This is a genomic window from Cysteiniphilum sp. (assembly GCF_057495195.1).
In genome coordinates this window covers 1-24,925 of the sequence record NZ_JBXTEF010000009.1, presented here as the reverse complement: position 1 = coordinate 24,925, position 24,925 = coordinate 1, and the positions used below count along the sequence as shown (strand labels likewise).

The following is a 24,925-nucleotide window of genomic DNA, read 5'->3' as shown; positions in this document are numbered from 1 at the left end:
GCCTGCAATACAATTGCTCAAAAGACTCAAAAACTTCTTCGCCATTGAACACCGCAAAATGATTTACGAGCGGTATATAAGGTCGCATTATAACTTTGTGAGATATCTGCCATAAAGAAAACAGTGATCTCTTAAGTAAATTTCAGAGATCACCCCTATCTTACAGCCAGAGTATTTGAGAGAATAACTTTCGTGGCAGGACGCTACGACTCAATAACACTCCCTCCCCTTTGTTACTAAGAGTTAATCACAAGGATGTAAAACCCTAAGGATATTTCAATAAGTAATAAGTTTTATTGATATATAAGAGATCTTTATTCTTAGCGATAGATTTTTTACATTGATGTTTAATATTTGCAGTAAGTAATAATGCACAAATAAGTAGAGTTTCAATTTCCCCTCACCCGCACAGCTTAAGCTGCACGACCTCTCCCGCAAGGGGAGAGGTATTAGTTGGCGCAACTTATTCTTGATTCATTACTAAGTCGACTTAGTTATCGTTATTTGCAGGTGTTAAGCTAGCGTCGTTACGCGCCTTGGCGACAAGCTTATGAATCGTTGCTGGATAAAAAACATGTTCAAGCGATTTGATGGCTTGTTCTAGAGTTTCAGCTGTGTCAAAAGGTAAAACATCGATGCGCTTTTGTGCGATGATTTTGCCACCATCAAGATGCTCGTTAACGTAGTGGATGGTGGTGCCATGAGTTTTATCTTTGGCATCGATTACGCGTTGGTGAGTGTTTAACCCTTTGTGTTTAGGCAGTAGTGATGGGTGGATATTAATGATTTGCTGTGGGAATTTTTGGATAAAGGCAGGTGATAGAATACGCATAAACCCCGCTAAAATGATCAAGTCAGGACTAAAGGGGGCAAGTAGCTCAGAAAGTAGCTGATCATATTCCTCGCGCGTTTGTTGTTTTTGTTTAGGCAGATATAAGCAGGGAATATTGTGATTAAGTGCGCGAGTGATCGATTCAGATACTTTATCGGAAATGATTGCACTGATCTCAATCCCACCTTCATTATGTAGCTGATCAATGATTGCTTGTAAGTTTGAGCCGTATCCTGATGATAGAACGACAAGCTTAAATGTCGATTTATTTGCCATGGAAGTAGCTAACATGTGCTTTTTGCTGCTGTGATTGGCTTAAGTGACCAATTTCCCAAGCAGTTTCACCGAGTGCTTTAAGTGTGTCAAGGATCGCCTCTTTATCACTTTGCGCTACTGCCATCACAATGCCTGCACCACAGTTAAATGTTTTAAGCATCTCGCTTTGGCTAATATTGCCATTTTGTTGCAACCACTGGAAGATTTTAGGCAATTGCCAGCTATCTAAGTTAATATTGGCACAAGTGAAATCCGGTAATACACGTGGAATATTTTCAGTAAAACCACCACCGGTAATATGGCTTATTGCATGAATATCATATTGCTCAAGCAGTTTTAAAATTGTTTTGACATAAATGCGCGTTGGCGTTAATAGCGTTTTGCCTAACGTACTTTGTTCAAAAGGCATATTTAAGTCGGCATTGACATGTTCAATAACCTTACGCACCAATGAGTAACCATTGGAATGCACACCTGATGAGGCGATTGCAATTAATGCATCATCGGCTTTGACCTTGTCACTTGAAATGATTTTATCTTTTTCAACAATACCAACACAGAATCCCGCAAGATCATACTCTTCACCTTGGTACATGCCAGGCATTTCAGCGGTTTCCCCTCCAACAAGCGCAGCCCCCGATTGGCGACAACCCTCAGCAATGCCTGATATTACATCAGCTGCTTGATGCGCATTAAGCTTACCAGTGGCATAATAATCAAGGAAAAACAATGGCTCCGCACCGCCAACAATGAGATCATTAACACACATCGCAACCAAATCAATACCAATGGTTGTGTGATCGTTTAATTCAAAAGCAAGTTTCAATTTGGTGCCAACACCATCTGTACCTGAGACTAATACGGGTTTTTGGTAACGATCCAAGGGGATTTCAAACAAAGCACCAAAACCACCTAAGCCGCCTAATACTTCTTTGCGCATGGTTGATTTAGCTAAAGGTTTGATTTTTTCGACAAGCAAGTTGCCTTCATCGATGCTTACTCCAGCATCCTGATAACTTAATGATTGATCACTCATGACTATGCGTAACTATTAACCGCTGCAGTGGGCAAAGTATATACTGATCAAGATTTATTTTATAGGATTTTTTGCTGTGCATTTTGCGTTTGAATTAAACCTTTTGCTGCTCTTAGATCACTGTTATCAGTAGATGATCTTTTTTGCTACGATTACTCTAGAAAGCATTGTGTTTTTATTGTTCATAATTTCAATGATTAATTTGCTGGTAAATCTTGAAAATTTAAAAGCCTCAAGCCATTATTTAAACGGATATAAACTCTTAAGGATCAAGTAAGGAGTCAGAATGTTAAAAGGAAAATTTTTATTCACTTTTGATTGGGTTGTTAATTATTTTAAATCATTCAATCAAGCTGAAACTAAAGATAAGAAAACACTTGAGCGTTTGCGCTATATTATGAAGTTAGCAGCAGCACGAGGATGTAAATCAAGTGCCATGTTTTTAGAAAGGCTATGTCATACGGTGTTACCAGTGACTGAGATTCGCAAAGGTGCCAAGCGTCTGGCGGGATTTGTTTCGCCTGAGGAGATGAAACTGTTATTAAGCAGTGTGTAACTTAACAATAGACCTTAAACTGCTTTAGGTGAGTTTGGTTTGATATCCCATAACTTTTCTAACTGATAGAACTCTCTGGTTTCTGCTTTCATAATATGAACAACAATATCTGCAAGATCGACAAGAACCCAGTCGCTCTTAGCTTCACCTTCGATACCCAAAATAGTGACATTATTTTTCTTAGCAGTCATCTCAAGATTGTTGGCTAAGGCTTTGGCATGTGTGCCTGAGTTTGCTGTACAAACGACAACGTAGCTCATTAGTTCAGTTAAGTGCTCTACATTCATAACAGTGATGTCTTCAGCTTTGACATCTTCTAAAGCGTTAACAGCTAGATCTAGAATTTCTTTTGTTTCCATGATTTTGATAGGATATTTTGTCTATTTTCAAAGCATAGCAGTTTAGTCGAAGTTGAAAAGACAAGCAAGGAGTATATACCCATCACAAACACCGTAAAATGATTTACAATGGGTATATCTCATTGCTAAAAACTTAGCTACAATGTAAGCCTTTGTTGTTAGGAGCTCCATCTGTGACCATTGTTAAGAATGCAGTTGTTTTACTGATATTGTTGGCGATTACATATTTATGCTATATCTATTTGGGGGCATATCGCATCGCATTTGCTTATTTTATCAGTTGGGCTTTAGTTATCTTTGTTTTTTGTCTTATGTTGTATGCTATGCGCTCTTTTGTGAAAGAGCAAAAAACCTTAACGTTAGCAAGTTATTTGGGCTGTTTACTTAACGATATTTCTATGGCAATAAAACATATCGCTACATTCTTGTTGATATCATTCAAAGCCTTTGCTTTCTTAATAACAGGTAAGTTGATTAGCAAAAATAGCGTGAAAGATAACAAGCGAAAGAAGTACTAACTAATGAACAAAACGGCAACCATCTGTTATACCCCTGAACAACAGGCGATTATTGAGCATAACTTATCTCAGCATGCATTAGTCTCTGCCGTTGCAGGTAGTGGTAAAACACAAACCTTAATTGCTCGAATTGAGTTTTTACTAAAGAATGCGGTTAATCCCAGTGAGATTTTGGTGTTGATGTTTAACAAGTCTGCAGCAAATGATTTCACGCGAAGATTAAGCGCGCTTAACATTAATGCAGTGATAGATATCAAGACCTTTCATGCATTGGGTCTTAAAACAGTAAGTTTCTTAGAGAAGAAAGGATTATTGCCAGCAGCGCAATTAATCGACAGGAAAAGTATACTTGAGAAGTTGGTGCGCGAAGCACTGCAGAAAACCAATCAGCTACTTAATGAAAAGGAGCCAATAACGCCGGAGGTTATTGATCGTTATCAACAATACATCGGGCTTTTGAAATCAAGCTTGGATCTTAAAAAGATGCTTAAGCAGATAGAGCAGTCTGAGCAAGGTAAAGTGGAAAGCTTTTTTCGTTTCTATGAACAGCTAAGAGCGCATTATCGCGGGCGGACATTTGATGACTTACTATATGAACCTATGAAAGTATTGAGTGCTAATAAAACACTAGCAGCACGTTTTGGTAACCGCTACCGTTATGTCATAGTTGACGAATATCAAGATATTAATGATGTGCAGCAATCATTGCTTAAATTGATTTCAAACAATGCGCAATCGGTAATGGCCGTTGGTGATATCGATCAAACAATTTATGAATGGCGTGGTTCGCGACCCTTTTATATGCTTAAGGGTTTTGCGCAAGATTTCAAAAATGCCAAAACATACACTTTATCATTAACATTTCGTTATGGGCACTTGTTGTCAGTGATGGCAAATGAAGTGATTCAACACAATAAACAACGGTTAAAAACATTATGCTTCTCAGCGCCTGAGGCGGCGAAGAAAACCGATGTAAATATCATCAGTAAAAATAAATTAAAGTTACTGATTCAAGAGGTTGCAAAAAGCATTCGTGATGGTGAATATAAGCTTCAAGACATTACGGTTTTAGTCAGAAAATATAGCTCAGGCGTGCTGCTTGAACTATCCTGTTTGCAAGAAGGTCTAGATTACCATATTGCCGGTGGTCAAAGCGTATTTAAACTGCCATTAACACAATCGATTTTTGGTTATTTATCTTTAGTGGATAAGGGGAAATATTTTCAGCAATTGCCAGAGCAGGTACGCAAAGAAAAAATCATGCAAATGCTGTCGTTTCCAAGCTTATATCTAAATATCTCACAACTGGAGTGTTTAAGCGAGTTATTGAGTGTAAATATATTAAAACCAATGGTCGCTTTGCAAAGCTTCAAACAACAATATGATCTGCCGTTTTATCAAGTATCGCGCATTAAAGAGCGTCTTGAGCTTTGGCAAAGCATGCTTGATGTTAAGCCAAAAACGCCAGCGTCAACGGTGGTTAAAATGCTATATACATTACTGGATCTTTCAACCTACTTGGCAAAAAAAGCGGCAGTGAGTCCTGTCTATACTGATAGCGATGTTGCCGATGCGTGGCTTAATTTTAGCTTGGAAGCCAAGCAGACAATCACTGAATTCTTAGATCATTTTAATGCCTTGCAGATGCAGGCAAATCTATCAAGGCATGATAAAAATGGGTTGCTTATTAGCTCAATTCATAAAGCAAAAGGTTTGCAATGGCAGCATGTCATTCTATGTGACATGACAGAGCAAAGCTTTTTTAGTAATGTCAAAGACAAACCGCCTACCAATGATGAAATAGAAAGTGAACGTCGTTTGTTTTATGTGGCAATCACGCGCGCGATTTCAAAGCTTAGTATTGTCGCGGGCAATGATGTTGCAAAGCTTAATAAATGGTTTGTTGAAGGTATTAGTGGCGCGCCACAAGGTTTGCGTAAAACCAATTCAGTACGCTTTTTATATGAGAGTCATCTGCATCAATGTGAGATGTTGCTAAAAGCGCATTTAGATCAAGATGAAATCGTGTTAAAACAAAAATCAAAACACAGTGTCCCAATGGCAAATTATCTTAAGAAATTAGCGACAGTGTAAGGTTGTGATTATTTCTAAATGTGAGGTTCTTTGCTACACTCCACAACTGTGATTATAAAGATGATGTAACAGATGGGGAAATGCATGTTTTTTTTGGGAGAGTATTTCTTAAAGCGGAAGGTATTAGAAAATGCGTCAAAAGAGGATGACTTAGGTACTTTAGGTGGACGCCTAAAATATGCATTACAATTAAAAGCGCTTAGGCAGGTTGATATTGCTCAAAACCTAAATATCCCAGCACAAACCATACAAGCCATTTGCTCGGGGAAAATTAAAAAATCAAAGTATACGCTAGAAATTGCGGCAGTTTTAGATATTAATCCAGTATGGCTATCAACAGGCAAGGGATCGATGCTATTAAAAGATGGTATTAGTAACGAGAGCTGCATTGAGTTGCCTATTTTAACTATGACGCAGATCGAGGCTTATCTTAACAATGGTGAGTGTGTAGTCGATCGTTACTTAAGCTTGCCGTTTAATATTAACAATCATATCAAGCAGCCGTTTGTTATTCAGATTACTGATAAAGAAGAGCGCTTTGGCTTTGTACAAGGTAGTATTTTGATTTTTTCTGAACTGCAGACATATGATCAAAGTGCATATTATCTCTTTAACTTGCATGATACCTTAACATTAGGAAAGTTAGCTTTGAGGGATGGTGAGTTCTGTTATCAGCTAAATATAAATAAGCATGTAATTAGGGCGTCCGAGATAAAGGGTCAGTTAATTGAGGCGCGTTTAAATTATGGAGAGTCAGTATGAGCTGGATAAAATCATTGTCTAATCATTTACTAGGTCTTTTCTCAGCCATTACTGAATTGTATGGTAATCGCTTTAGTTACATTTTTCATGAGGTGATTTACAAAGCAGATGAATATTATGTTGCATATTCAGTCAGAGGGAATAGGAAAATTTTCCATCGCAAGTTTGTTGATATTTTGAGCAATGATGAGGAAATTAAAAAATATTCACCAACTTGTGTAAAACAAATGCTTTTATGTTATAGCAACTTATCAGATACCCCGCTAGTAACTGATGTGGATCAAAGAGCTACAGCTACCCGCAATATCAAAAGAGCGAATGTAACGACGAATACCTGCCTAATTCCTTTGTGCTGTATTTACGTCGCATTTTTGATTACAGCAATTTATTTGTCTCCGAATATTATTAAGCTGGGCGACTTTATTGAGCCACGGGGTATTTTGATTTTTCCAGCAACGTATATTATTGCAGATATTATTTCCGAGGTTTACCGGATTAAGTATGTAATGCGTTTAATATATACCACTATGTTTATTCTAGTGACGCTTGCAATTGCTATTTGGTTTTCAATGCAATTGACTCCAGTTGTTAATGGTTCGCAAACGGCTGCCTACCACCAAGTGTTTGATAATATCCCCAAGCTGTTATTTGCAAATATTATTGCGATTTTGCTGTCGGATTTTATTAACGCTAAGCTGTTTGATAAAATTCGCAAGATAACAAACTCGCAGTATTTATGGCTACGTGTGTTGGGGGCATCAACTGTTGCTGAGTTGATTTTTACATACACATGGGTGTTTATGTTTTTTTATTTTATGGGCGGAGGTTCAAACCAATCCATTTGGCAGTTGTCTATATTTGCATTGAATAATTTTGCATTTAAGATGTTTTATGGCGTTTTCTCCATTCCGATTACTTACTTGGTGGTGCCATTAGTTAAGCGCGTAGATGCATATTTTGATAGACCGCGTAAGCTTCGCCTATCTACGCAGTAGCAAATAACCGCGATTAAAAGCAATATCTAATGTATCGCTTCCTGTTTGATTAATACCATTTGAGATTTCCTCTTCAAGGATAATTAAAAAATTATTCTTAAAGTTATCCGGCAGCTTAATGGTGTAGTTATCGGGATTAAAGTAAGCTGCAGCAGCCCCTGAGTTAAACATCCGTAAAAGATCCGTTAAAGTACAGCCTTCGTGCATATAACAAATATCCTCTTGATAGACTAAATCATAGCTTAAAGCAAGGATGTCGTTATAAAGTTCAATGCTGCTTTCTTTGTGAAACCAAGGGTTTTGATAATGTTTCATTATCTTATTTAGCAAATCGTGCTCTATTGTATTGTTAATGCATCTGGTTAAAAAGGGGCACCAGTCTTTGAGTGGAGTTTGGATTGCTAGAACACCATTTTTCACTAAATGATCTGCTAACTTCTGAAAGGTTTGTGTAGGTTGTTTAAACCAATGAATAACCGAGTTGCAAAGCATCAAATGGAATGATTGCCTTAAGGAGTATTGTTCAATATCACCTAAGATAAACTCAATATTTTGCGCTTTATAGTTGTCGTAAGCTGTCTTAATCATATTTTCTGAAGCATCAATTGCGGTTATTTGACCATCAAAAACTTCTTGAATAAGTTGGGTGTTTTTGCCATTGCCGCAGCCAATATCTAAAGCACATCCTTTAAGTGCTTCAGGTGAATGTGTCTGGATTAATGCAAGCAGCTGCAAAAAACCTTGATATTGTGAGAATGCATTCTGCTGATAATTAATGTAAGAGCTTGTCGTGTCATAGAAATTCATTAAAAGCGCCATGGGATATGATGATGGTAGTTAGTGTAGCTGAAGCAGTTGCTATTAAGATATGAAAATTTAGAGTATTCCAATTGACGAAAAGATAAAAACAATTTAAATTGTTTCTTGTTTTCGGTTTTGAACATTTTAAATTTTATTTTAGTGTTTCGTGAGGGGCAGCAATCAATCAGTGACTGTGGGGTTAAGTTACTGATTGTTTGCAATTTTTTGTGCATTTTTGCAAATAAAAAATTATGGTGATGCCACATCAAAAAATCTTGGCAAAATAGCCTACTCATCCCCAAACAATCGTGTTACTTTTATTCATTACCTATTACTTAAGCAAAGAACCTTTATTTATGTCTACTTACGAGCAGTTACAATCGTTATTGAAAACGCGTATTTTACTTCTTGATGGCGCGATGGGCACGATGATTCAAGCCTATGATTTAACTGAAATGGACTATAGAGGGCGAATGTTTAAGGATGTGACATCAGAGCAAAAGGGCAATAATGACTTATTGAACTTAACGCAACCTGAAATTATTCAAACGATTCATGAAAAGTACTTGGCAGCTGGCGCTGATATTATTGAAACCAATACCTTTAATAGTACGTCTATTTCTATGGCGGATTACGCGCTTGAAGATCATGTCTATGCGATTGCTAAAGCCGGTGCCGAAATCGCCAAAAAAGCGATACTAAAATACACGACAACAGATAAGCCGCGTTTTGTTGCCGGTGTGTTAGGTCCCACAAATCGTACCTTATCCATCTCGCCAGATGTCAGTGATCCAGGCTTTAGAAACATTACTTTTATGCAATTGGTGAGCGCCTATCAAGAGAACTTGCGTGGCGTGATCGATGGGGGATCTGATATTATCTTGGTTGAAACAATCTTTGATACTTTAAATGCAAAAGCAGCGATTTATGCAATTGAAGATTATTTTGAAAAACACGGTATATCGATGCCTGTGATGTTGTCAGGAACGATTACCGATCAAAGTGGGCGCACCTTATCAGGGCAAACAGTGGATGCTTTTTACTATAGTTTAAAACATGCTAAAGCCTTATCGATTGGGCTTAATTGTGCTTTGGGTGCTGATGATTTATATCCGCATATTGAGGCTCTGGCAAAGACTGCCGAGGGGTTTGTTAGCATGCATCCGAATGCAGGATTGCCTAATGCTTTTGGTGGTTATGATGAAACCCCTGAGATTATGGCAGATAAACTTAAACCATTTGTTGAGCATCATCTGGTTAATATTCTAGGAGGGTGTTGTGGCACGACACCTGAGCATATTGAAGCGATGGCAAAGCTTATTGAAAATGTAGCGCCAAGAGAGATTAAACAAAAAGCTAAAACGCTGTGTTTATCAGGTTTAGAAAGTTTAGTGGTGACACCCGAGAGTAACTTTATCAATATCGGTGAGCGCACCAATGTTTCAGGGTCGTTAAAGTTTGCCAAACTCATTCGTGATCAGGACTTTGAAGCAGCCCTTCATGTCGCACAAGAGCAAGTTGAAAATGGCGCGCAAATCGTTGATGTCAATATGGATGATGGCATGCTAGATGCGCGAGCCTGTATGGAGCGCTTCTTAAAGCTTATTGCCACTGAACCTGATATATCCAAAGTACCGATGATGATTGACTCCTCTAAATGGGAAGTGATTGAAACGGGTTTGCAACAGATTCAAGGCAAAGGTGTGATTAACTCCATTAGCCTTAAAGAAGGAGAAGACGAATTTATCAAGCATGCTAAGCTTGCGCTTCGTTATGGTGCCGCGATTGTTGTAATGGCATTTGATGAGCAAGGACAAGCGGATACTTTACAAAAGCGGGTTGATATTTGTCAACGAGCATATGATCTTTTGGTCAAAAAGATTGGATTTCCGCCAGAGGATATTATCTTTGATCCGAATATCTTTGCTGTTGCCACAGGTATTGAGGCGCATCACAGTTATGGTATTGATTTTATTGACGCAACGAGAGAGATTAAAAAGCGCTGCCCACATGCGCGCATCTCAGGGGGCGTTAGCAATGTCTCGTTTTCTTTTCGTGGTAATAATTTGGTGCGTGAAGCCATTCATTCGATCTTTTTATATCATGCAATTAAAGCCGGGATGGATATGGGGATTGTTAATGCTGGACAAATTACGATTTATGAAGATATTGATCCCAAACTTAAACAGCTCATTGAAGAGGTGGTTCTAAATACACGCAAAGCAGCGGCTGACGAGCTTGTCGAATATGCGCAAACCTTATCAGGCACAAAAACGGATAAAAAAGAAGATCTTTCTTGGCGCAAGCAGCCGGTGACTGAGCGCTTAAGCTATGCCTTAGTAAAGGGCATTAATCAATATATTATCGAAGATACTGAAGCAGCAAGAATGGAACTTGGCAATCCTTTAAGTGTGATTGAAGGTCCTTTGATGCAGGGGATGGATACTGTTGGTGATTTGTTTGGTTCGGGTAAAATGTTTCTGCCACAAGTGGTCAAATCAGCACGTGTCATGAAGCAGGCAGTTGCTTATCTTGAGCCATTTTTGCAAGAAGAGAAATCCCAAGCACAAAAAGCAAAAGGTAAAATCGTGCTCGCCACAGTTAAAGGCGATGTGCATGATATCGGTAAGAATATTGTGGGAGTGGTGCTGCAATGTAATAATTATGAAGTCATTGATTTGGGGGTGATGACGCCCTATCAGAAAATTATCGAGACTGCCAAAAAAGAAAATGCTGACATGATTGGTTTAAGCGGGCTTATTACACCATCGCTTGATGAGATGATTACGGTTGCCAGTGAGATGAAAGCACAAAATGTCCATTTGCCCCTATTAATCGGTGGTGCGACCACATCAAAGATCCATACTGCGATGAAGATATTACCAAAACACGATTTGCCAACGGTACATGTATTAGATGCATCGCGCGCGGTGTCAACGATGGCGAATCTTTTAGGCGATAATAAAGAGGGTTACTATCAGAAGATCAAAACTGAATATGAGCATCTGGTCGCGCATTACCAAAAGAGCAAACAGGCGCGCGAAATTTATGACTATGAGAAATGCAATAATCAAAACTTGAAATTGGTGTTTGATCAACAGACGATTCAAAAGCCCAAGCAGTTGGGTCGATTTGTATTAACGGATTATCCATTGCAAAAGCTTGTTGAGCGGATTGACTGGAGTCCATTTTTCCATGCGTGGGAGCTAAAGGGCAGTTATCCTAAAATTTTACATGATCCGCACAAAGGGCAAGAGGCGCAGAAACTCTTTAATGATGCTAAAGAGATGCTAAAGCAAATTATTGATGAGAAATGGCTTAAAGCTAATGCCGTATATGGCTTGTATCATGCCAATAGTGTCGGTAATGATATTGAAGTGTATGATATAAACGGTTCAACCTTAGCAAGATTTCAGACACTGCGTCAGCAAACGGGTAATCCGAATAAGGCGTTTGTTGCACTAAGCGATTATATTGCGCCAAAAGACCTTAATATCGATGACTATATTGGCGCTTTTGCCGTTACTACGGGGATTGAGACGTCTGATCAACTTAAAACATTTGAGAAAAATCATGATCAGTATAATGCGATTATGTTTAAAGTATTAGCAGATCGCTTGGCTGAGAGCTTTGCTGAGCATTTACATGAGCGCATGCGCAAAGAGTTTTGGGGGTATGCTACAGATGAGTCTTTTGATAATGAGGCATTGATCAAAGGTAAATATCGTGGCATTCGTCCAGCATTTGGCTATCCGGCTTGTCCGGATCACACTGAAAAAGAAACGCTGTTTAAGTTATTAAACGCGCCTGAGATGGGGATGCATTTAACTGAGTCGATGGCAGTAACACCTGCGGCAAGTGTTAGCGGGCTTTATTTTGCCCATCCTGAGAGTAAGTATTTTGGTGTAGGTAAAATTGCTGAAGATCAACTTCAAGATTATGCCAAGCGTAAAGGCATGAGTATATCAGAAGCTGAGAAATGGTTACGCCCTAATTTATTTTGAGATGCTAAGGTTAAACTTGCCTAATCCCCAAAAACCATCTTTACCAGTGACGGCTTTGTCACTATCTAATGCCATAAAGCCTTTAATGGTGCGCACGACAAGCCAAATCACCCACCAGATATACAAAAGATAGCCGACGATAATAAAAGCTAAAACAATCGATAAGATCAGATAAATCAGACCATACCAGAAGGTTTTAATCTGAAAATCAAAATGCGTCTTAAGGGCGGGTGTCACATCGTGTTCATTTCTTTTGACATACGCCATGATTAGCCCGATTAGTGCGGTGATACCGGTAAATAGACCGACGATATAGAGGATGTAGATAATTTTGGCATAGGTTTCGTTTTTCATAGATGTCCTTGTTTTCTTTACTGTATGTAATCAATAAGAATTAAGTTGAGTTTTAATTATTCCCCTCACCCGCGCAGCGTAAGCTGCACGACCTCTCCCCCTGCGGGAGAGGTGAGAAATAGCGTAACTTATTTCTTCATCATTACTCTATTGTTGACGACAGCTTGCCTTAAGCTTGCTAAATCTGCAAGCGTGTCAGTGTGATTAGGTATAGCTATACCCATTGTAAATCATTTTGCGGTGTTTAATGTTGAGGAAGTTTTTGATGATTTTGGGTGGTTGGATTGAAGGTAATAGCTAGGACTATTAGCAAAAGCCAATCACTCAAAAGTGCGAGAAATTCAATAGCAGAAATACTGTAAGATGGTTTGTGATGGGTATATAACAATAATGATGGACATCAGCGGTGAAATCGCTGAAGATAGCAAGCATAATTAGCATGCCTTAATGTCTCATGAATTTACAGCAACTTGCGACACAAAGTGGATTGTCGATTAAAGCCACTGAGAATATTGTTTCACTGTTAAGCCAAGGGGCAACCATTCCCTTTATCGCGCGTTATCGTAAAGAGATGACAGGTGGGGCAAGTGATACAGAGCTCAGAAGTTTCTATGAGCATTATCAGTATTTACAGAAATTTGACACGCGCAAAGAGGAGATTATTAACACCTTAACCGAGCGTGATGTATATGATGAGTCATTAAAAAAAGCGCTTAATGAAGCCAATACATTAAATGATTTAGAAGATGTCTATCAACCCTTTAAACAAAAGCGCAATACACGTGCGCAAGTAGCGATTGAGAAAGGACTGCAACCGTTAGCAGATATTCTACTTAAAGCCTATGATAGTGAGACTGCATTTTATGATCGCGCTAAGTCATTTGTCAGAAATGGTATCAAAACGGTTGGTGAAGCAGTGCAAGGTGCGATGGATATTGTCGCTGAAATTTATGCTGATAATGCCAAAGAGCGCGCCTATGTCCGTGATCAGGTATCGCGTTTTGGTAGCTTACAGGTCAAAGCAAGCAAAACATGCAATGCCCAAGGTAACTTTGCGCAGTTTGATCAATATCAATCCAATGTTAATAAAATACCTGCACATCGCTTGTTAGCGATCTTTCGTGGCGTGGCTGAAAAAGAGCTAAATATTAAGATTGAGATAGACCATGAGCGCTATAAAGAAACGATCAAACGCTTTAAGCTGCCAAGACACGCTGCGGGCGTGTCATCGTTGTTGATAGATGCTTACTATGATGGCTACAAGCGATTGTTATATCCATCAATTGAACGTGAGGTAATCAATACTTTAAAAGAAAAAGCAGAAAGCTCAGCAATACATGTTTTTGCGGATAACTTGAGCCATTTACTGATGGTGCCACCGGTTAAGGCACATGCTGTGTTGGGTGTTGATCCTGGGTTTAAAACCGGCGCTAAATTAGCAGTCATTGATGAAAAAGGTATGTATTTGGCGGAAGCCGTTATATATCCAGCACCGCCGCATAACAAAACAATAGAAGCTAAAAAGATCGTTAATGACTTAGTCAAAAAATACCACATTGATACTGTGGCAATTGGCAATGGTACGGCATCACGTGAGTTACAAGATTTCTTTGCTGATTATAATAAACAAACAGAACATCAGCTTCGCTATACCGTTGTCTCTGAAGCCGGCGCTTCGGTTTACTCAGCCTCGGAAGTCGCTGATGAGGAGTATCCACAGTTAGATGTTACGGTAAGAGGGGCAATCTCAATAGCACAACGCTTGCACAATCCTATGGCAGCATTGGTGAAAATTGACCCTAAAGCATTAGGTGTTGGTCAATATCAGCATGATGTAGATCAAAAGAAACTGGTGCAAAAATTAAGTGATGTTACCGAAGCAGTTGTAAATAATGTAGGTGTTAATTTAAATACTGCCTCAGCACAGCTATTGGCATATGTTGCGGGCTTAAGTCCACGCTTAGCAAAAGAAGTCGTAGCATATCGCAATAAAATGGGTGGCTTTAAAAATATAGCTGAGCTTAAGAAAGTCAAGGGCTTGGGCGATAAAGCATTTGAGCAGTGCTCAGGTTTTATGCGGATTCCTGAGGCACATGATCTTTTGGATAATACTGGTGTGCATCCTGAGCATTATGCGATTGCCAGAGGATTATTGACAAAATCAACTGATGAGCTAAAGCAGATCGATATTGTAAGTTTTGCTAAAATGTATAAGATTGGCGAGCCAACCTTAAGAGATATTATCAAAGAGCTGCAAAAGCCTGGGTTTGATCCACGTGATGAATTGCCTGAAGTAAGCTTTAGTGCTGAAGCCTTGGATATAGACTCGCTTAAAGTCGGCATGATGGTCTCAGGTGTTGTGCGCAATATCACAGACTTTGGGGTTTTTGTCGATATAGGCTTAAAAAATGATGGTATGATTCATATTTCTAAATTAAGCACTAAGCGCGTCAGTCATCCTAATGAAGTGGTGAGTTTGAATGAGCAATTGCCACAGATTAAAGTCATTAGTATTGACCTTGAACGCCAGCGAGTTGGGTTGAGTCTTGTCGGCTAATATAAAAAATATAAAGAATAAATGATTTAGAAATTATGAGTAACAGTAGAATAACGCGCTTATTGCACCTTGAGAATGATGATGCATATCACGCGATGAGCATGCCGATTTATCAAGTAAGTACCTTTGATCAACACAGTAGTAATGCATTTGAATATTCGCGGGTGCAAAATCCAACACGTCGCTATCTAGAAGCGCAATTAGCTATTTTGGATGAAGCGCATGCGGCATTTGCGGTGAGCAGTGGTTTGTCAGCACTAAATATTGTCTTAAGTATGCTAAAAGCAGGTGATGAGCTTATTGTCGGTTGTGATTTTTACGCAGGATTATCGTTTATCTTGGAAGAGATGTGTCAGGATCGTGGCATTGCCATTCAGCAAATTGATCTACAAGAGCCTCATAATTTAACACAAGCAGTAAGTGAAAAAACCAAGATGGTGTTATGCGAGACGGTGTCTAATCCGTTACAGAAAATAACGCCTATTGCTGATTTGGCAAAGATCACGCAAGCGCGTAATATTTGCTTAGTGGTTGATAATTCATTGATGTCATCATACGGCTTTATGCCGCTTAAGTTTGGTGCGGATATTGCCTTGCAATCATCTACTAAGTATCTCGTAGGACACGCTGATGTTACCTCAGGCGTGATTGCGACTAATACACGGTTTAAAGAAAAAATTGCGAAGGTTATTCGCCAAACAGGTTATGCACTAGATCCATTTCAAGCGTGGCTGTTATCAAGAAGCTTAAAAACAGTGCACTTGCGCATGGCTGAAGTAACTAAAAATGCAGCAGCTGTTTATACACTATTAAAAGCAAGTAAATGCTTCAAAAATATTTATTATGTTGGAGATTTGGCACAAAAACATGCGCATTGGCTTAACGAAAACTGTGAGTCTTTAGGCGGACTGTTAGCGGTTGAATGTGTTGACCAAGCGCAGTTTGAGCAGTTTTATCAGAAGTTAAAAGCCTATTTTCCAAAAACAGTGAGCTTTGGTGCGGTACACTCCTCTTTGAGTCATCCAGCAAGCATGTCACATAAAGAGGTTCAAAAACTGCAACAAATTCAATTACAAGTTTCACCGTGGTTGTTAAGATTATCCATCGGTTGTGAGGTGTTAGCGGATACACTCACGGTATTTCAGGAGTTTATCGATGAATATAATCAGGCAACAAAAAAAGAAGAAAACGCAAAAAGAGCTTGAAAGAAAAGCATTAATTAATATTAAAGTCATATCCTCTGTTATTTTAGGTATTAGTCTATCTGGTTTGTTAAGTGCTTGTGCCCCAGTTGTGATCGCAGGTGCCGGCGCTGCGGTTGTTGGTAGCAATGTTGCCGGCAGTAGCGTTGATGGTAAAACCAATGCCTCGGATAAATCGATTCAATTTAAAGCGATTTCATTATTACATGATTATCCCGCACTTAAAGGCAATTCTAATGTCGAGCCGGTAGTCTTTAATCATATTATGCTGCTATTGGGGCAAGTCCCAAGTGAGATGCTTAAAACAGAGCTTGCCAATCGCATGGCTAAAATCCCCGGAGTTAAGGTCGTTTATAATCAGCTAACTATCGGTGATCCAGTCGATATCGGAGATTATTTATCGGATAGCTGGATTACCTCTAAAGTCGTCTCATCGATGGTTTCAAGTGGCGTCAATAGCCTGAAGTTTAAAGTGGTTACCGAAAAAGGTGTGGTTTATCTATTAGGTGTAGTGACTAAAGCTGAGGGTGATCAAGCATCGAGTATTGCTGCGAATGTTTCAGGGGTTAAGAAAGTCATTGAAGTGTATGATTATGTGTCGTATCCAGTTGAAGCACCAAAAGCAGAACAACAAAGAATAGAGCAAAAATAATGGGTAGTCTCAAGCAAGAAGAATCAAAAAGAATGAAGTATGATTATGCTGTGTTTATCGGACGATTTCAGCCGTTTCATGTTGGACATCTGCACAATATACGTTACGGATTGTTGCATGCAGAAAAAATGATTATTTTGATTGGTTCAGCTTTTAGGGCGCCAAGTATAAAAAATCCTTTCTCTTATGAAGAGCGACGCGCCATGATTTTATCTGATTTGCAAGCTTCGGGTATTGATCTAGAGCGCATTATTATCGAACCGGTTAGTGATTGGTTTTATAACGAAGCAGGTTGGCGCAATGAAGCGCAAGAGCGAGTTGAGCAATACGCAGATAAAGACAGTCACATCGCGATTATAGGTCATCAAAAAGATGCCAGTAGTTATTACTTGAAATGCTTCCCAACATGGCAGCATATTGATGTTACTAATTTTGATGACTTTAATGCCACAGATTTTCGTGTGAAGTTGTTTAAAGATCATGTGCTGGATTTAAATTATCTTATTGATAATAAAGATAGTAACGGTAGTTTGAAAACGCTGCAAAGCTATATGCAAACAGCCAACTATCGAGCATTGTGTGATGAATTTAACTATATCACGAATTATAAAGCTTCTTGGCAGGATGCCCCATTTAAGCCAGTCTTTGTCACCACTGACGCAATGGTGCTATGCAACAAGCATTTATTGCTTATTCAACGAAAACAAGCACCGGGCAAAAATCTATGGGCATTGCCTGGTGGTTTTCTAGATCAAGATGAGCGTATTGTCGATGGTATTCTGCGTGAATTAGAAGAGGAAACAACGCTATCCATCTCTCCAGAAAAAATACCTGAAACACTGATGGCACAAGAGGTTTTCGATCATCCAGATCGCTCATTACGTGGGCGTGTTATCACGCATTTGGGATTGATTATGTTGCCACAAAAAGCGTTGCCACAGGTTACTGCGCAAGATGATGCCAAGGCGGTAAAATGGGTTAAGTTAGATGATGTGCTTGAGAAAATGTCCGATTGCCTTATGGATGATCACTCTCAGATTATTAAGTTTATGACATCTAAATATAAGCTAATGACCTGATTGGTGTGCGAAATTGCTGGTTTTTAGATCAAGCATTTTATTTTTTGAAATCTCTTACTAGACTTGAAACTGACTAAAATGTGTTTGAACTTAAAGGAGATTAGTTATGAAAAAGCTACTATCAATTACCGTTATCGGAATGTTTTTAAGTGGAAATCTAGCTATTGCAGCAGGAACGGATTTTACAGCGAATTCGGTAATGGCAAAAAAATCAATGTCTAAAAACTATAAATCAGCTTCAGTTGAGCAAAATAATGCACAAGTCTATATTCAAAATTTCAATGATTAGAACACTCCATGATTAAATGTTTCTCCCTCTGTAGGCGCTTGGGCATATGGTTACATAAGGGTTCTTCAGCTAAATAATCGCCCTTCATAAAATGCGCCCGAGCTCTGCAGCCTCCGCAGATTTTAATGTATTCACAATTACCACATTTTCCTTTGTACTTTTTAAAGTCGCGTAAATTCTTAAAAATGTCAGAATTCTGCCAAATATCTTGTAATGATGATTCAAAGATATTGCCAGCACTTAATGGTAAATAACTGCATGGATGGACATTGCCTGTCACATCAATCGTTAAAATACTTTGTCCGGCAATACAGCCCTTGGAACCACCGCTTGAGAAAGAAAGTGCGCGTGACTTAGTATTCAATCCAAAAGACTTATTCTTTTCAAAACGTACGCGATAATAATGAGGCGCGCAAGTTGGACGCACCAATATATCCTCTTCCTCACTTTCCATTGTGTAGTGCCAATCTAAAGCATTGTCATATTTATCATCATGTAATAGCTCTTGCATAAGCTTATGCCCACGACCGGTTGGAACAACCATAAACATATACCAGGCTTTTGCGTGTAGTTGTTTGGCAAGCGCATAGGTTTCTTTGATCTCATGGTGATTTTGTTGCGTGAAAGAAGAGTTAATAATAAAAGGGATGTGATGTTTATTCAATAGTTCAGCGGTCTTGAGTGTGGCATCAAAAGCACCTTGTTGTTGTCTGAAGTTATCATGTGTGACGTTATTGCTACCATCAAGACTTAAAGAAATAATTTGAATGCCAGATTTCTTGATCTCTTGGCAGGTGTGATCATCGATTAAAGTGCCATTAGTCGCTAATGCCATGCGCAGTCCTTGCTTAGTCCCATAATCGGCAAGATCAAAAATGTCAGATCGTAATAGCGGCTCGCCACCTGAAAGTACTAAGCAAGGTTTGGCAAATGAAGCAATCTGATCAATTACTGAAAAACCTTGTTCAGTTGAAAAATCTAAATCCTTATATTTGCCCAAACAGGCACTAGAGCGACAATGTACGCAAGTTAAGTTACATTCTTGGGTGGTTTCCCACGCAATCCATTTGGGTTCAAAGTTCATAAATAGCTCGGAATAAAAAGTTTGACGTATGGTAAACCAAGCTTGCTCAATATTCCTTGAGATAGATCAATTTTTGATGCGTTAAATAGATGGAGTTGCTCAAAATTTATTTAAATTTTATTTGACTGAATGTGTTTTATGCGTTAATTTGTTGCGCGAAAATAAGGCAAATTATTTTCAGCATCTCCCCCTCGATAATCAAATAAATAGGAAAAAATGTATTTATGACATTCCATAAAAAAGCAATTTTTAAAACACTTTCATTATTAAGTATATCTGTTGCGGCCTTGGCACTAACTGCTTGTGGCGGTGGTGGCGGCTCTGATGCTGGCACCGGTGGTTCTGCTGCTTCTGTTACCCCTTTAACTGTAAATCTAGATGCGGCATTGGCGCCTGGTGAGTCAGGACAAATTAGTCTGCAAACCTCATCTGATGTGTCAAAAGTTGGTGTTAATTATCAGCCTGTGAATATCGCACAAGTTATATCAAGCATCAAAAGCTTAGCAGGCTCGGACTTTACGCAGCATTTTACAATTAGTAATGGTAATTGTGGTACTGAATTGCAAGCGCAAGGTGGTGAGTGTCAATTGCAAATTACACGAAATAATATTCCTAATGAAGGCATATCTACACAGTCATACACAAGCACAATTACGATAAATGGTGTTGAGCAAAGCATGAGTGTTAAATATGCGTTAATTAATACGCGGTTTAGTATTGAAGGTGGTAATAATCTAACAGTGAAACCTTATATCAACTTAGAGCAAGCAAATACCCCGATGTATTTTGGAATAGACAATACGACAACACAGCTGGCTTTATCACAAGGAAGTCAGTCTTTCTGTTCATTGTCAAACGTAAGCCAATCAGGCAATCCTGTATACCAGTTGGTTAATAATTCTCACAAGGGTGAGCTGTGCACCTTGGTGATAACAAATGCCCCAAATGGCACACACATGCAAGCGTATTGGCAGTATCAAAACAATACGCCAGCAAGTTCAGTGGTTAATGGTAAGTTTTCCATCAATGGAAATGTCTTAACACAAGAGACAAATTAAACTTTTCCTAGCAGAAGCACCATGGATAAATCAGGATAGGGATGTCTATACCGCTTGTAAAATGGTTTGTGAACGGTATATCAACCGTTAGATGAGAATTTATTAAAATAATCTCTTGAAAAGCGCAAAAGCGCCCGCAATTGTTACGCCGTAATAAAAAACTTAAAAAGATAATTTAAGGTGTATCAATGTCACATAAACATCCAAAACAGCACGAAGAAGATTTTGAGTTGATGGCAGGGGAAGCTGCTGATCAGGAAGCTACTGAATCTCAAGATATGATTGATGAAGTTATTGCACTTCGCAAAGAAAATGAGTCCCTTAAAACAACGATTGACAATATGCAAGATACCGTTGCCACTGCCGATGATAAAGTATTACGTGCCCATGCTGAGATGGAGAATATTCGCCGCCGCGCACAAAAAGATGTTGAGAATGCACATAAGTTTGCTTTGGAAAAATTCGCTAATGCATTATTACCTGTGCTTGACAGCATGGAAAAGGCAACTGAAGTTTCAGCTGAGTCTGAGGAAGCTAAAGCGATGTCTGAAGGTGTCATCTTAACAATGAAGATGTTAGTCGATACACTTGAGAAATTTGGTGTGACACAGCTTGATCCAGAGGGTGAGGTCTTTGATCCAAATAAACATGAAGCGATGGCAATGTCACCTAATCCTGAGATGGATGACAATATGGTGATGAATGTCTTTCAGAAGGGTTATGAGCTTAATAATCGTGTTATTCGTCCGGCGCGCGTTTTGGTGGTTAAAAACTAAAGCGTTTATATCTACCGTAAACATATTGCAATGTTATAAGTAGGGCGTATTGCATAGTAGTCAGTAAGAATTAAGTTGAGTTTTAATTGTTCCCCCCACCCGCGCAGCATAAGCTGCATGAGTTCTCCCGCAGGGGGAGAGGTGAGAAATGGCATAACTTATTTCTTCATTGTTAAGTGCTAAAAGCGACAAAACTTAAAAAATAAACAAAATAAAAACAAATAAAAACTTGAAAAATAAAAACGCGTCAACATATTTCTGAGCGTTGAAATAAAAGGAGATCATAATGGGTAAAATTATTGGTATAGATTTAGGTACAACGAACTCTTGCGTTGCGGTAATGGATGGCAAGACGGCTCGTGTTATCGAAAATGCAGAAGGTGCGCGTACAACGCCTTCAATCGTAGCATACACTGAAGGTGGTGAGATTCTAGTAGGGCAAGCGGCTAAGCGCCAAGCAGTAACGAATCCACATAATACATTATTTGCGGTTAAGCGTTTAATCGGACGCAAATTTGATGAGAAAGTCGTTCAAGACGATATCGTTAAAAAAGTTCCGTATAAAGTAATCAAAGCAGACAATGGTGATGCGTGGGTTGAAGTATTAAAAGATAAAAAAATGGCGCCACCGCAAGTATCTGCTGAAGTATTGCGTAAAATGAAAAAAACCGCAGAAGATTTCTTAGGTGAGACTGTAACAGAAGCGGTAATTACTGTTCCTGCTTACTTTAATGACGCACAACGTCAAGCAACAAAAGACGCAGGTCGCATTGCTGGCTTAGATGTTAAGCGTATTATTAACGAGCCAACAGCAGCAGCACTTGCTTATGGTATGGATAAGCAAAAAGCAGATCAGACGATTGCTGTTTATGACTTAGGTGGTGGTACATTTGACGTATCTATCATTGAGATTGCTAACGTTGATGGCGATAGCCAAATCGAAGTATTAGCAACTAATGGTGATACTTTCCTAGGTGGTGAAGATTTTGACGTTGCGTTAATGAACTATTTAATTGATGAGTTTAAGAAAGATAGTGGTATTGATCTGCACAATGATGCGTTAGCGCTTCAGCGTTTACGTGAAGCAGCTGAGAAAGCGAAGATTGAATTGTCATCAGCACAACAAACAGATGTTAACTTGCCGTATATTACAGCTGATGCAACAGGTCCTAAGCATTTAAATATCAAAGTAACGCGTGCTAAGTTTGAATCATTGGTTGGAGATCTAGTTAAGCGCTCAATTGAACCATGCAAAAAAGCATTACAAGATGCAGGCCTTAAAGTCTCTGAAATCACTGATGTATTATTGGTTGGTGGTCAAACACGTATGCCTAAAGTACAAGAAGAAGTGAAAGCATTCTTTGGTAAAGAACCACGTCGCGATGTAAACCCTGATGAAGCGGTTGCAATGGGTGCAGCGATTCAAGGTGGTGTATTAGCCGGTGATGTGAAAGATGTGTTACTTCTTGATGTGACACCATTATCTCTTGGTATTGAAACAATGGGTGGTGTGATGACTAAGTTGATCGAGCGTAACACGACGATCCCAACAAAGAAATCACAAATTTTCTCAACAGCAGAAGATAATCAGCCAGCGGTAACCATTCATGTACTACAAGGTGAGCGTGAAATGGCGTCTGCAAATAAATCACTGGGTCGATTCGATTTATCAGACATCCCACCAGCACAACGTGGCATGCCGCAAATTGAAGTAACTTTTGATATTGATGCTAATGGTATTTTGAATGTATCAGCAAAAGATAAAGCAACTGGTAAAGAGCAAAATATTGTGATTAAAGCATCAAGTGGTTTATCTGAAGATGATATTAACAACATGGTTCAAGATGCCGAAGCCAATGCTGAAACCGATAAGAAATTCCATGAGCTAGTTTCAGCACGTAACACAGGTGATAATTTATTGCACAGTGCGCGTAAGTCACTACAAGACTTGGAAGGTAAAGTCTCTGAAGATGAGAAAGCAAAAGTTGAAGCCGCATGTGCTGATTTAGAAGCTGTATTAAAGACAGATAATAAAGATGACATCGAAGCAAAAACTAAGGCTTTAGAAGAAGCGTTTGCACCGATTGCACAGAAAGCTTACGAGCAAGCACAAGGTCAAGCGAATGCTGAAGCAGGTGCTTCAGCTGAAGAACCTCAGCAACAACAAAAAGCAGATGATAATGTGGTTGATGCTGAGTTTGAAGAAGTTAAAGATGACGACAAAAAATAGTTAATCTCAATAAACTATAACTTTTAACTTGAAAAATGCGGGCATGTCCCGCATTTTTTATAGCGTTTTGAATTGAACTAGAATAATGGTAGCACTATGCCTAGAGATTATTATGAAATATTAGGGGTATCCAAAAGCGCAACAGAGCAAGAGCTTAAGCGTTCATATCGTAAATTGGCGATGAAGTATCACCCAGATAGAAACCCTAATGATAAGGATGCCGAAGCAAAGTTTAAGGAAGCGTCTGAAGCTTATGAGATTTTAAGTGATGCACAAAAGCGTGCTGCTTATGATCAATTTGGTCATGCGGGTGTCAATCAAGGTACTGGACATGGCGGCTTTGGTGGTGGGCAACAAGGCTTTGGCGATATTTTTGGTGACATATTTGGTGATATTTTTGGCGGTGGAGGCGGTCAAAGATCATCAGGACGTTCATCACGTGCGCAAAGCAGGCGTGGTAATGATTTACAATACAACCTAGAAATCACACTTGAAGAAGCAGTGCACGGCACAACTAAGAAGATCAAAGTCCCAACCTATGTTTCATGTGATAGTTGTCATGGTTCAGGAGGTTCTGGAAAACAAACATGTGGTACATGTCATGGCGCGGGTGCTGTGCGTATGTCACAAGGTTTCTTCTCCGTTGAGCAGACCTGTCCGACATGTCATGGTAGCGGGCATACTATTAAAGATCCATGTCGCGCTTGTCATGGACAAGGGCGTAAGCAAGATGTTAAATCGCTTTCTGTTAAAATTCCAGCAGGCGTTGATACCGGTGATAGAATCCGACTATCAGGCGAGGGTGAAGCCGGTGAAAATGGCGCTCCAGCGGGTGATTTGTATGTCCAAGTACATGTCAAAGAGCATGCGATTTTTGAGCGTAATGGTTCGGATCTATATTGTGAAGTGCCAATTAGCATTATGACAGCATGCTTAGGTGGCGAGCTTGATGTGCCGACGATTGATGGCAAAGTGAAGCTTAAGATCCCTGCTGAAACACAAACAGGTAAAATGTTTAGATTAAGAGGCAAGGGTGTTAAAGCCTTGCGTGGCAGTAGCATGGGGGATTTGATGTGTAAAGTCACCGTGGAGACACCGATTAATCTTAATAGCAAACAGCGTGAACTGTTAGAGGCATTTGGTGATTCAATTGGTGAGCATCAAACACATTCACCAAAATCAAAATCCTGGTTTGACAATGTTAAAGAGTTTTTTGCTGGCAGCTAATGGCTTTGTATTTCTTATTTTTTAGCTTTCAATCGGGTCTAGTCGGAATACGTCAGTAAACCGGTCATAGTGATTTCAAAATAGCTCTCTATCCCTTACGTCATCTATCTTTGCGGGGATTCTGTTTAAATCTAGTACAAGTTCCCCGTATCGTTTTAAATGATCGGTCATGTAGGGGCTAAAA

General features: G+C 39.2%; 21 protein-coding genes. 15 read left to right on the top strand and 6 right to left on the bottom strand.

What is annotated here, in order from left to right; all coding sequences use genetic code 11:
• Positions 1–490: 490 nt before the first annotated feature.
• Complete coding sequence (gene purN, locus ACY10D_RS01115; RefSeq protein WP_486998973.1) at positions 491–1,108, bottom strand: phosphoribosylglycinamide formyltransferase; 618 nt, start codon at positions 1,106–1,108, stop codon at positions 491–493.
• Positions 1,098–2,144 carry a phosphoribosylformylglycinamidine cyclo-ligase gene (gene purM, locus ACY10D_RS01110; protein WP_486998972.1) on the bottom strand — a complete coding sequence of 349 codons (1,047 nt, stop codon included), beginning with the start codon at positions 2,142–2,144 and terminating at the stop codon, positions 1,098–1,100. Before purM ends, purN begins: the two co-directional genes overlap by 11 nt.
• Before the next feature lie 286 nt (positions 2,145–2,430).
• On the opposite strand from purM, the gene ACY10D_RS01105 reads away from it, so the two are divergent.
• A complete protein-coding gene (locus ACY10D_RS01105) occupies positions 2,431–2,700 on the top strand; it encodes a hypothetical protein (protein ID WP_486998971.1) in 270 nt (89 codons plus the stop codon).
• A gap of 14 nt (positions 2,701–2,714) precedes the next feature.
• Here the strand turns inward: ACY10D_RS01105 and rsfS are convergent, their stop codons facing one another.
• Complete coding sequence (gene rsfS, locus ACY10D_RS01100) at positions 2,715–3,059, bottom strand: ribosome silencing factor (RefSeq protein ID WP_192483235.1); 345 nt, start codon at positions 3,057–3,059, stop codon at positions 2,715–2,717.
• A 173-nt stretch (positions 3,060–3,232) separates the two neighbouring features.
• Between rsfS and ACY10D_RS01095 the strand changes: the two genes are divergently transcribed.
• From ACY10D_RS01095 to ACY10D_RS01080, 4 genes are all read left to right on the top strand, one after another.
• Entirely contained in the window at positions 3,233–3,577 is a 345-nt protein-coding gene (locus ACY10D_RS01095; protein WP_486998970.1) for a hypothetical protein, read from the top strand.
• A 3-nt stretch (positions 3,578–3,580) separates the two neighbouring features.
• Positions 3,581–5,671 (top strand): ATP-dependent helicase, encoded by a 2,091-nt coding sequence (locus tag ACY10D_RS01090; protein ID WP_486998969.1) that lies wholly within the window; start codon positions 3,581–3,583, stop codon positions 5,669–5,671.
• Between the two features lie 84 nt (positions 5,672–5,755).
• Positions 5,756–6,433 carry a helix-turn-helix domain-containing protein gene (locus ACY10D_RS01085; protein WP_192483238.1) on the top strand — a complete coding sequence of 226 codons (678 nt, stop codon included), beginning with the start codon at positions 5,756–5,758 and terminating at the stop codon, positions 6,431–6,433.
• The gene (locus tag ACY10D_RS01080; protein ID WP_192483239.1) at positions 6,430–7,428 is read left to right on the top strand and encodes a queuosine precursor transporter; all 999 of its coding nucleotides are present in this window, start codon (positions 6,430–6,432) and stop codon (positions 7,426–7,428) included. The genes ACY10D_RS01085 and ACY10D_RS01080 overlap by 4 nt, the downstream gene beginning before the upstream one ends.
• Here the strand turns inward: ACY10D_RS01080 and ACY10D_RS01075 are convergent.
• Complete coding sequence (locus tag ACY10D_RS01075; RefSeq protein ID WP_486998968.1) at positions 7,414–8,235, bottom strand: class I SAM-dependent methyltransferase; 822 nt, start codon at positions 8,233–8,235, stop codon at positions 7,414–7,416. The genes ACY10D_RS01080 and ACY10D_RS01075 overlap by 15 nt on opposite strands.
• Before the next feature lie 350 nt (positions 8,236–8,585).
• Between ACY10D_RS01075 and metH the strand changes: the two genes are divergently transcribed.
• On the top strand, positions 8,586–12,233 hold the full coding sequence (gene metH, locus ACY10D_RS01070) for a methionine synthase (RefSeq protein ID WP_486998967.1): 3,648 nt from the start codon (positions 8,586–8,588) through the stop codon (positions 12,231–12,233).
• Here the strand turns inward: metH and ACY10D_RS01065 are convergent.
• Positions 12,225–12,587 carry a DUF4870 family protein gene (locus ACY10D_RS01065; protein ID WP_486998966.1) on the bottom strand — a complete coding sequence of 121 codons (363 nt, stop codon included), beginning with the start codon at positions 12,585–12,587 and terminating at the stop codon, positions 12,225–12,227. The two genes, metH and ACY10D_RS01065, sit on opposite strands and share 9 nt — an antisense overlap.
• A gap of 454 nt (positions 12,588–13,041) precedes the next feature.
• On the opposite strand from ACY10D_RS01065, the gene ACY10D_RS01060 reads away from it, so the two are divergent.
• The 5 genes from ACY10D_RS01060 (at position 13,042) to ACY10D_RS01040 (ending at position 18,366) form a co-directional block, all read left to right on the top strand.
• Positions 13,042–15,144, top strand: coding sequence for a helix-hairpin-helix domain-containing protein (locus tag ACY10D_RS01060; RefSeq protein ID WP_486998965.1), 2,103 nt, complete (start codon positions 13,042–13,044; stop codon positions 15,142–15,144).
• Positions 15,145–15,179: 35 nt separating this feature from the next.
• A complete protein-coding gene (locus ACY10D_RS01055; protein WP_486998964.1) occupies positions 15,180–16,349 on the top strand; it encodes a trans-sulfuration enzyme family protein in 1,170 nt (389 codons plus the stop codon).
• Positions 16,300–16,998, top strand: a complete 699-nt coding sequence (locus ACY10D_RS01050) for a BON domain-containing protein (protein ID WP_486998963.1) — start codon at positions 16,300–16,302, stop codon at positions 16,996–16,998. The genes ACY10D_RS01055 and ACY10D_RS01050 overlap by 50 nt, the downstream gene beginning before the upstream one ends.
• On the top strand, positions 16,998–18,077 hold the full coding sequence (locus tag ACY10D_RS01045) for a bifunctional nicotinamide-nucleotide adenylyltransferase/Nudix hydroxylase (protein WP_486998962.1): 1,080 nt from the start codon (positions 16,998–17,000) through the stop codon (positions 18,075–18,077). The genes ACY10D_RS01050 and ACY10D_RS01045 overlap by 1 nt, the downstream gene beginning before the upstream one ends.
• Positions 18,078–18,183: 106 nt before the next feature.
• Positions 18,184–18,366, top strand: coding sequence for a hypothetical protein (locus tag ACY10D_RS01040; protein WP_486998961.1), 183 nt, complete (start codon positions 18,184–18,186; stop codon positions 18,364–18,366).
• Here the strand turns inward: ACY10D_RS01040 and ACY10D_RS01035 are convergent.
• Positions 18,356–19,450: a radical SAM protein gene (locus tag ACY10D_RS01035; protein ID WP_486998960.1), complete on the bottom strand. Its 1,095-nt coding sequence runs from the start codon at positions 19,448–19,450 to the stop codon at positions 18,356–18,358. The genes ACY10D_RS01040 and ACY10D_RS01035 overlap by 11 nt on opposite strands.
• Before the next feature lie 224 nt (positions 19,451–19,674).
• On the opposite strand from ACY10D_RS01035, the gene ACY10D_RS01030 reads away from it, so the two are divergent.
• The 4 genes from ACY10D_RS01030 to dnaJ all read left to right on the top strand — a co-directional run bounded on the left by ACY10D_RS01030 (position 19,675) and on the right by dnaJ (position 24,741).
• A complete protein-coding gene (locus tag ACY10D_RS01030; RefSeq protein WP_486998959.1) occupies positions 19,675–20,508 on the top strand; it encodes a hypothetical protein in 834 nt (277 codons plus the stop codon).
• Between the two features lie 188 nt (positions 20,509–20,696).
• Complete coding sequence (gene grpE / locus ACY10D_RS01025) at positions 20,697–21,284, top strand: nucleotide exchange factor GrpE (RefSeq protein ID WP_486998958.1); 588 nt, start codon at positions 20,697–20,699, stop codon at positions 21,282–21,284.
• Positions 21,285–21,570: 286 nt separating this feature from the next.
• Positions 21,571–23,514, top strand: coding sequence for a molecular chaperone DnaK (gene dnaK, locus ACY10D_RS01020; RefSeq protein WP_486998957.1), 1,944 nt, complete (start codon positions 21,571–21,573; stop codon positions 23,512–23,514).
• 96 nt (positions 23,515–23,610) lie between these two features.
• Positions 23,611–24,741: a molecular chaperone DnaJ gene (gene dnaJ / locus ACY10D_RS01015; RefSeq protein ID WP_486998956.1), complete on the top strand. Its 1,131-nt coding sequence runs from the start codon at positions 23,611–23,613 to the stop codon at positions 24,739–24,741.
• The last annotated feature ends 184 nt before the right edge of the window (positions 24,742–24,925 follow it).

Excerpts from the sequence above, each read along its gene's own strand:
- ACY10D_RS01055 (WP_486998964.1), top strand. The coding sequence starts at position 15,180 with ATGAGTAACAGTAGAATAACGCGCTTATTGCACCTTGAGAATGATGAT.
- dnaK (WP_486998957.1), top strand. The coding sequence starts at position 21,571 with ATGGGTAAAATTATTGGTATAGATTTAGGTACAACGAACTCTTGCGTT.
- ACY10D_RS01050 (WP_486998963.1), top strand. The coding sequence starts at position 16,300 with ATGAATATAATCAGGCAACAAAAAAAGAAGAAAACGCAAAAAGAGCTT.
- metH (WP_486998967.1), top strand. The coding sequence starts at position 8,586 with ATGTCTACTTACGAGCAGTTACAATCGTTATTGAAAACGCGTATTTTA.
- ACY10D_RS01080 (WP_192483239.1), top strand. The coding sequence starts at position 6,430 with ATGAGCTGGATAAAATCATTGTCTAATCATTTACTAGGTCTTTTCTCA.
- rsfS (WP_192483235.1), bottom strand. The coding sequence starts at position 3,059 with ATGGAAACAAAAGAAATTCTAGATCTAGCTGTTAACGCTTTAGAAGAT.
- ACY10D_RS01035 (WP_486998960.1), bottom strand. The coding sequence starts at position 19,450 with ATGAACTTTGAACCCAAATGGATTGCGTGGGAAACCACCCAAGAATGT.
- ACY10D_RS01045 (WP_486998962.1), top strand. The coding sequence starts at position 16,998 with ATGGGTAGTCTCAAGCAAGAAGAATCAAAAAGAATGAAGTATGATTAT.
- ACY10D_RS01040 (WP_486998961.1), top strand. The coding sequence starts at position 18,184 with ATGAAAAAGCTACTATCAATTACCGTTATCGGAATGTTTTTAAGTGGA.
- dnaJ (WP_486998956.1), top strand. The coding sequence starts at position 23,611 with ATGCCTAGAGATTATTATGAAATATTAGGGGTATCCAAAAGCGCAACA.
- ACY10D_RS01085 (WP_192483238.1), top strand. The coding sequence starts at position 5,756 with ATGTTTTTTTTGGGAGAGTATTTCTTAAAGCGGAAGGTATTAGAAAAT.
- ACY10D_RS01065 (WP_486998966.1), bottom strand. The coding sequence starts at position 12,587 with ATGAAAAACGAAACCTATGCCAAAATTATCTACATCCTCTATATCGTC.
- purM (WP_486998972.1), bottom strand. The coding sequence starts at position 2,144 with ATGAGTGATCAATCATTAAGTTATCAGGATGCTGGAGTAAGCATCGAT.
- ACY10D_RS01075 (WP_486998968.1), bottom strand. The coding sequence starts at position 8,235 with ATGAATTTCTATGACACGACAAGCTCTTACATTAATTATCAGCAGAAT.
- ACY10D_RS01090 (WP_486998969.1), top strand. The coding sequence starts at position 3,581 with ATGAACAAAACGGCAACCATCTGTTATACCCCTGAACAACAGGCGATT.
- ACY10D_RS01030 (WP_486998959.1), top strand. The coding sequence starts at position 19,675 with ATGACATTCCATAAAAAAGCAATTTTTAAAACACTTTCATTATTAAGT.
- ACY10D_RS01060 (WP_486998965.1), top strand. The coding sequence starts at position 13,042 with ATGAATTTACAGCAACTTGCGACACAAAGTGGATTGTCGATTAAAGCC.
- ACY10D_RS01105 (WP_486998971.1), top strand. The coding sequence starts at position 2,431 with ATGTTAAAAGGAAAATTTTTATTCACTTTTGATTGGGTTGTTAATTAT.
- grpE (WP_486998958.1), top strand. The coding sequence starts at position 20,697 with ATGTCACATAAACATCCAAAACAGCACGAAGAAGATTTTGAGTTGATG.
- purN (WP_486998973.1), bottom strand. The coding sequence starts at position 1,108 with ATGGCAAATAAATCGACATTTAAGCTTGTCGTTCTATCATCAGGATAC.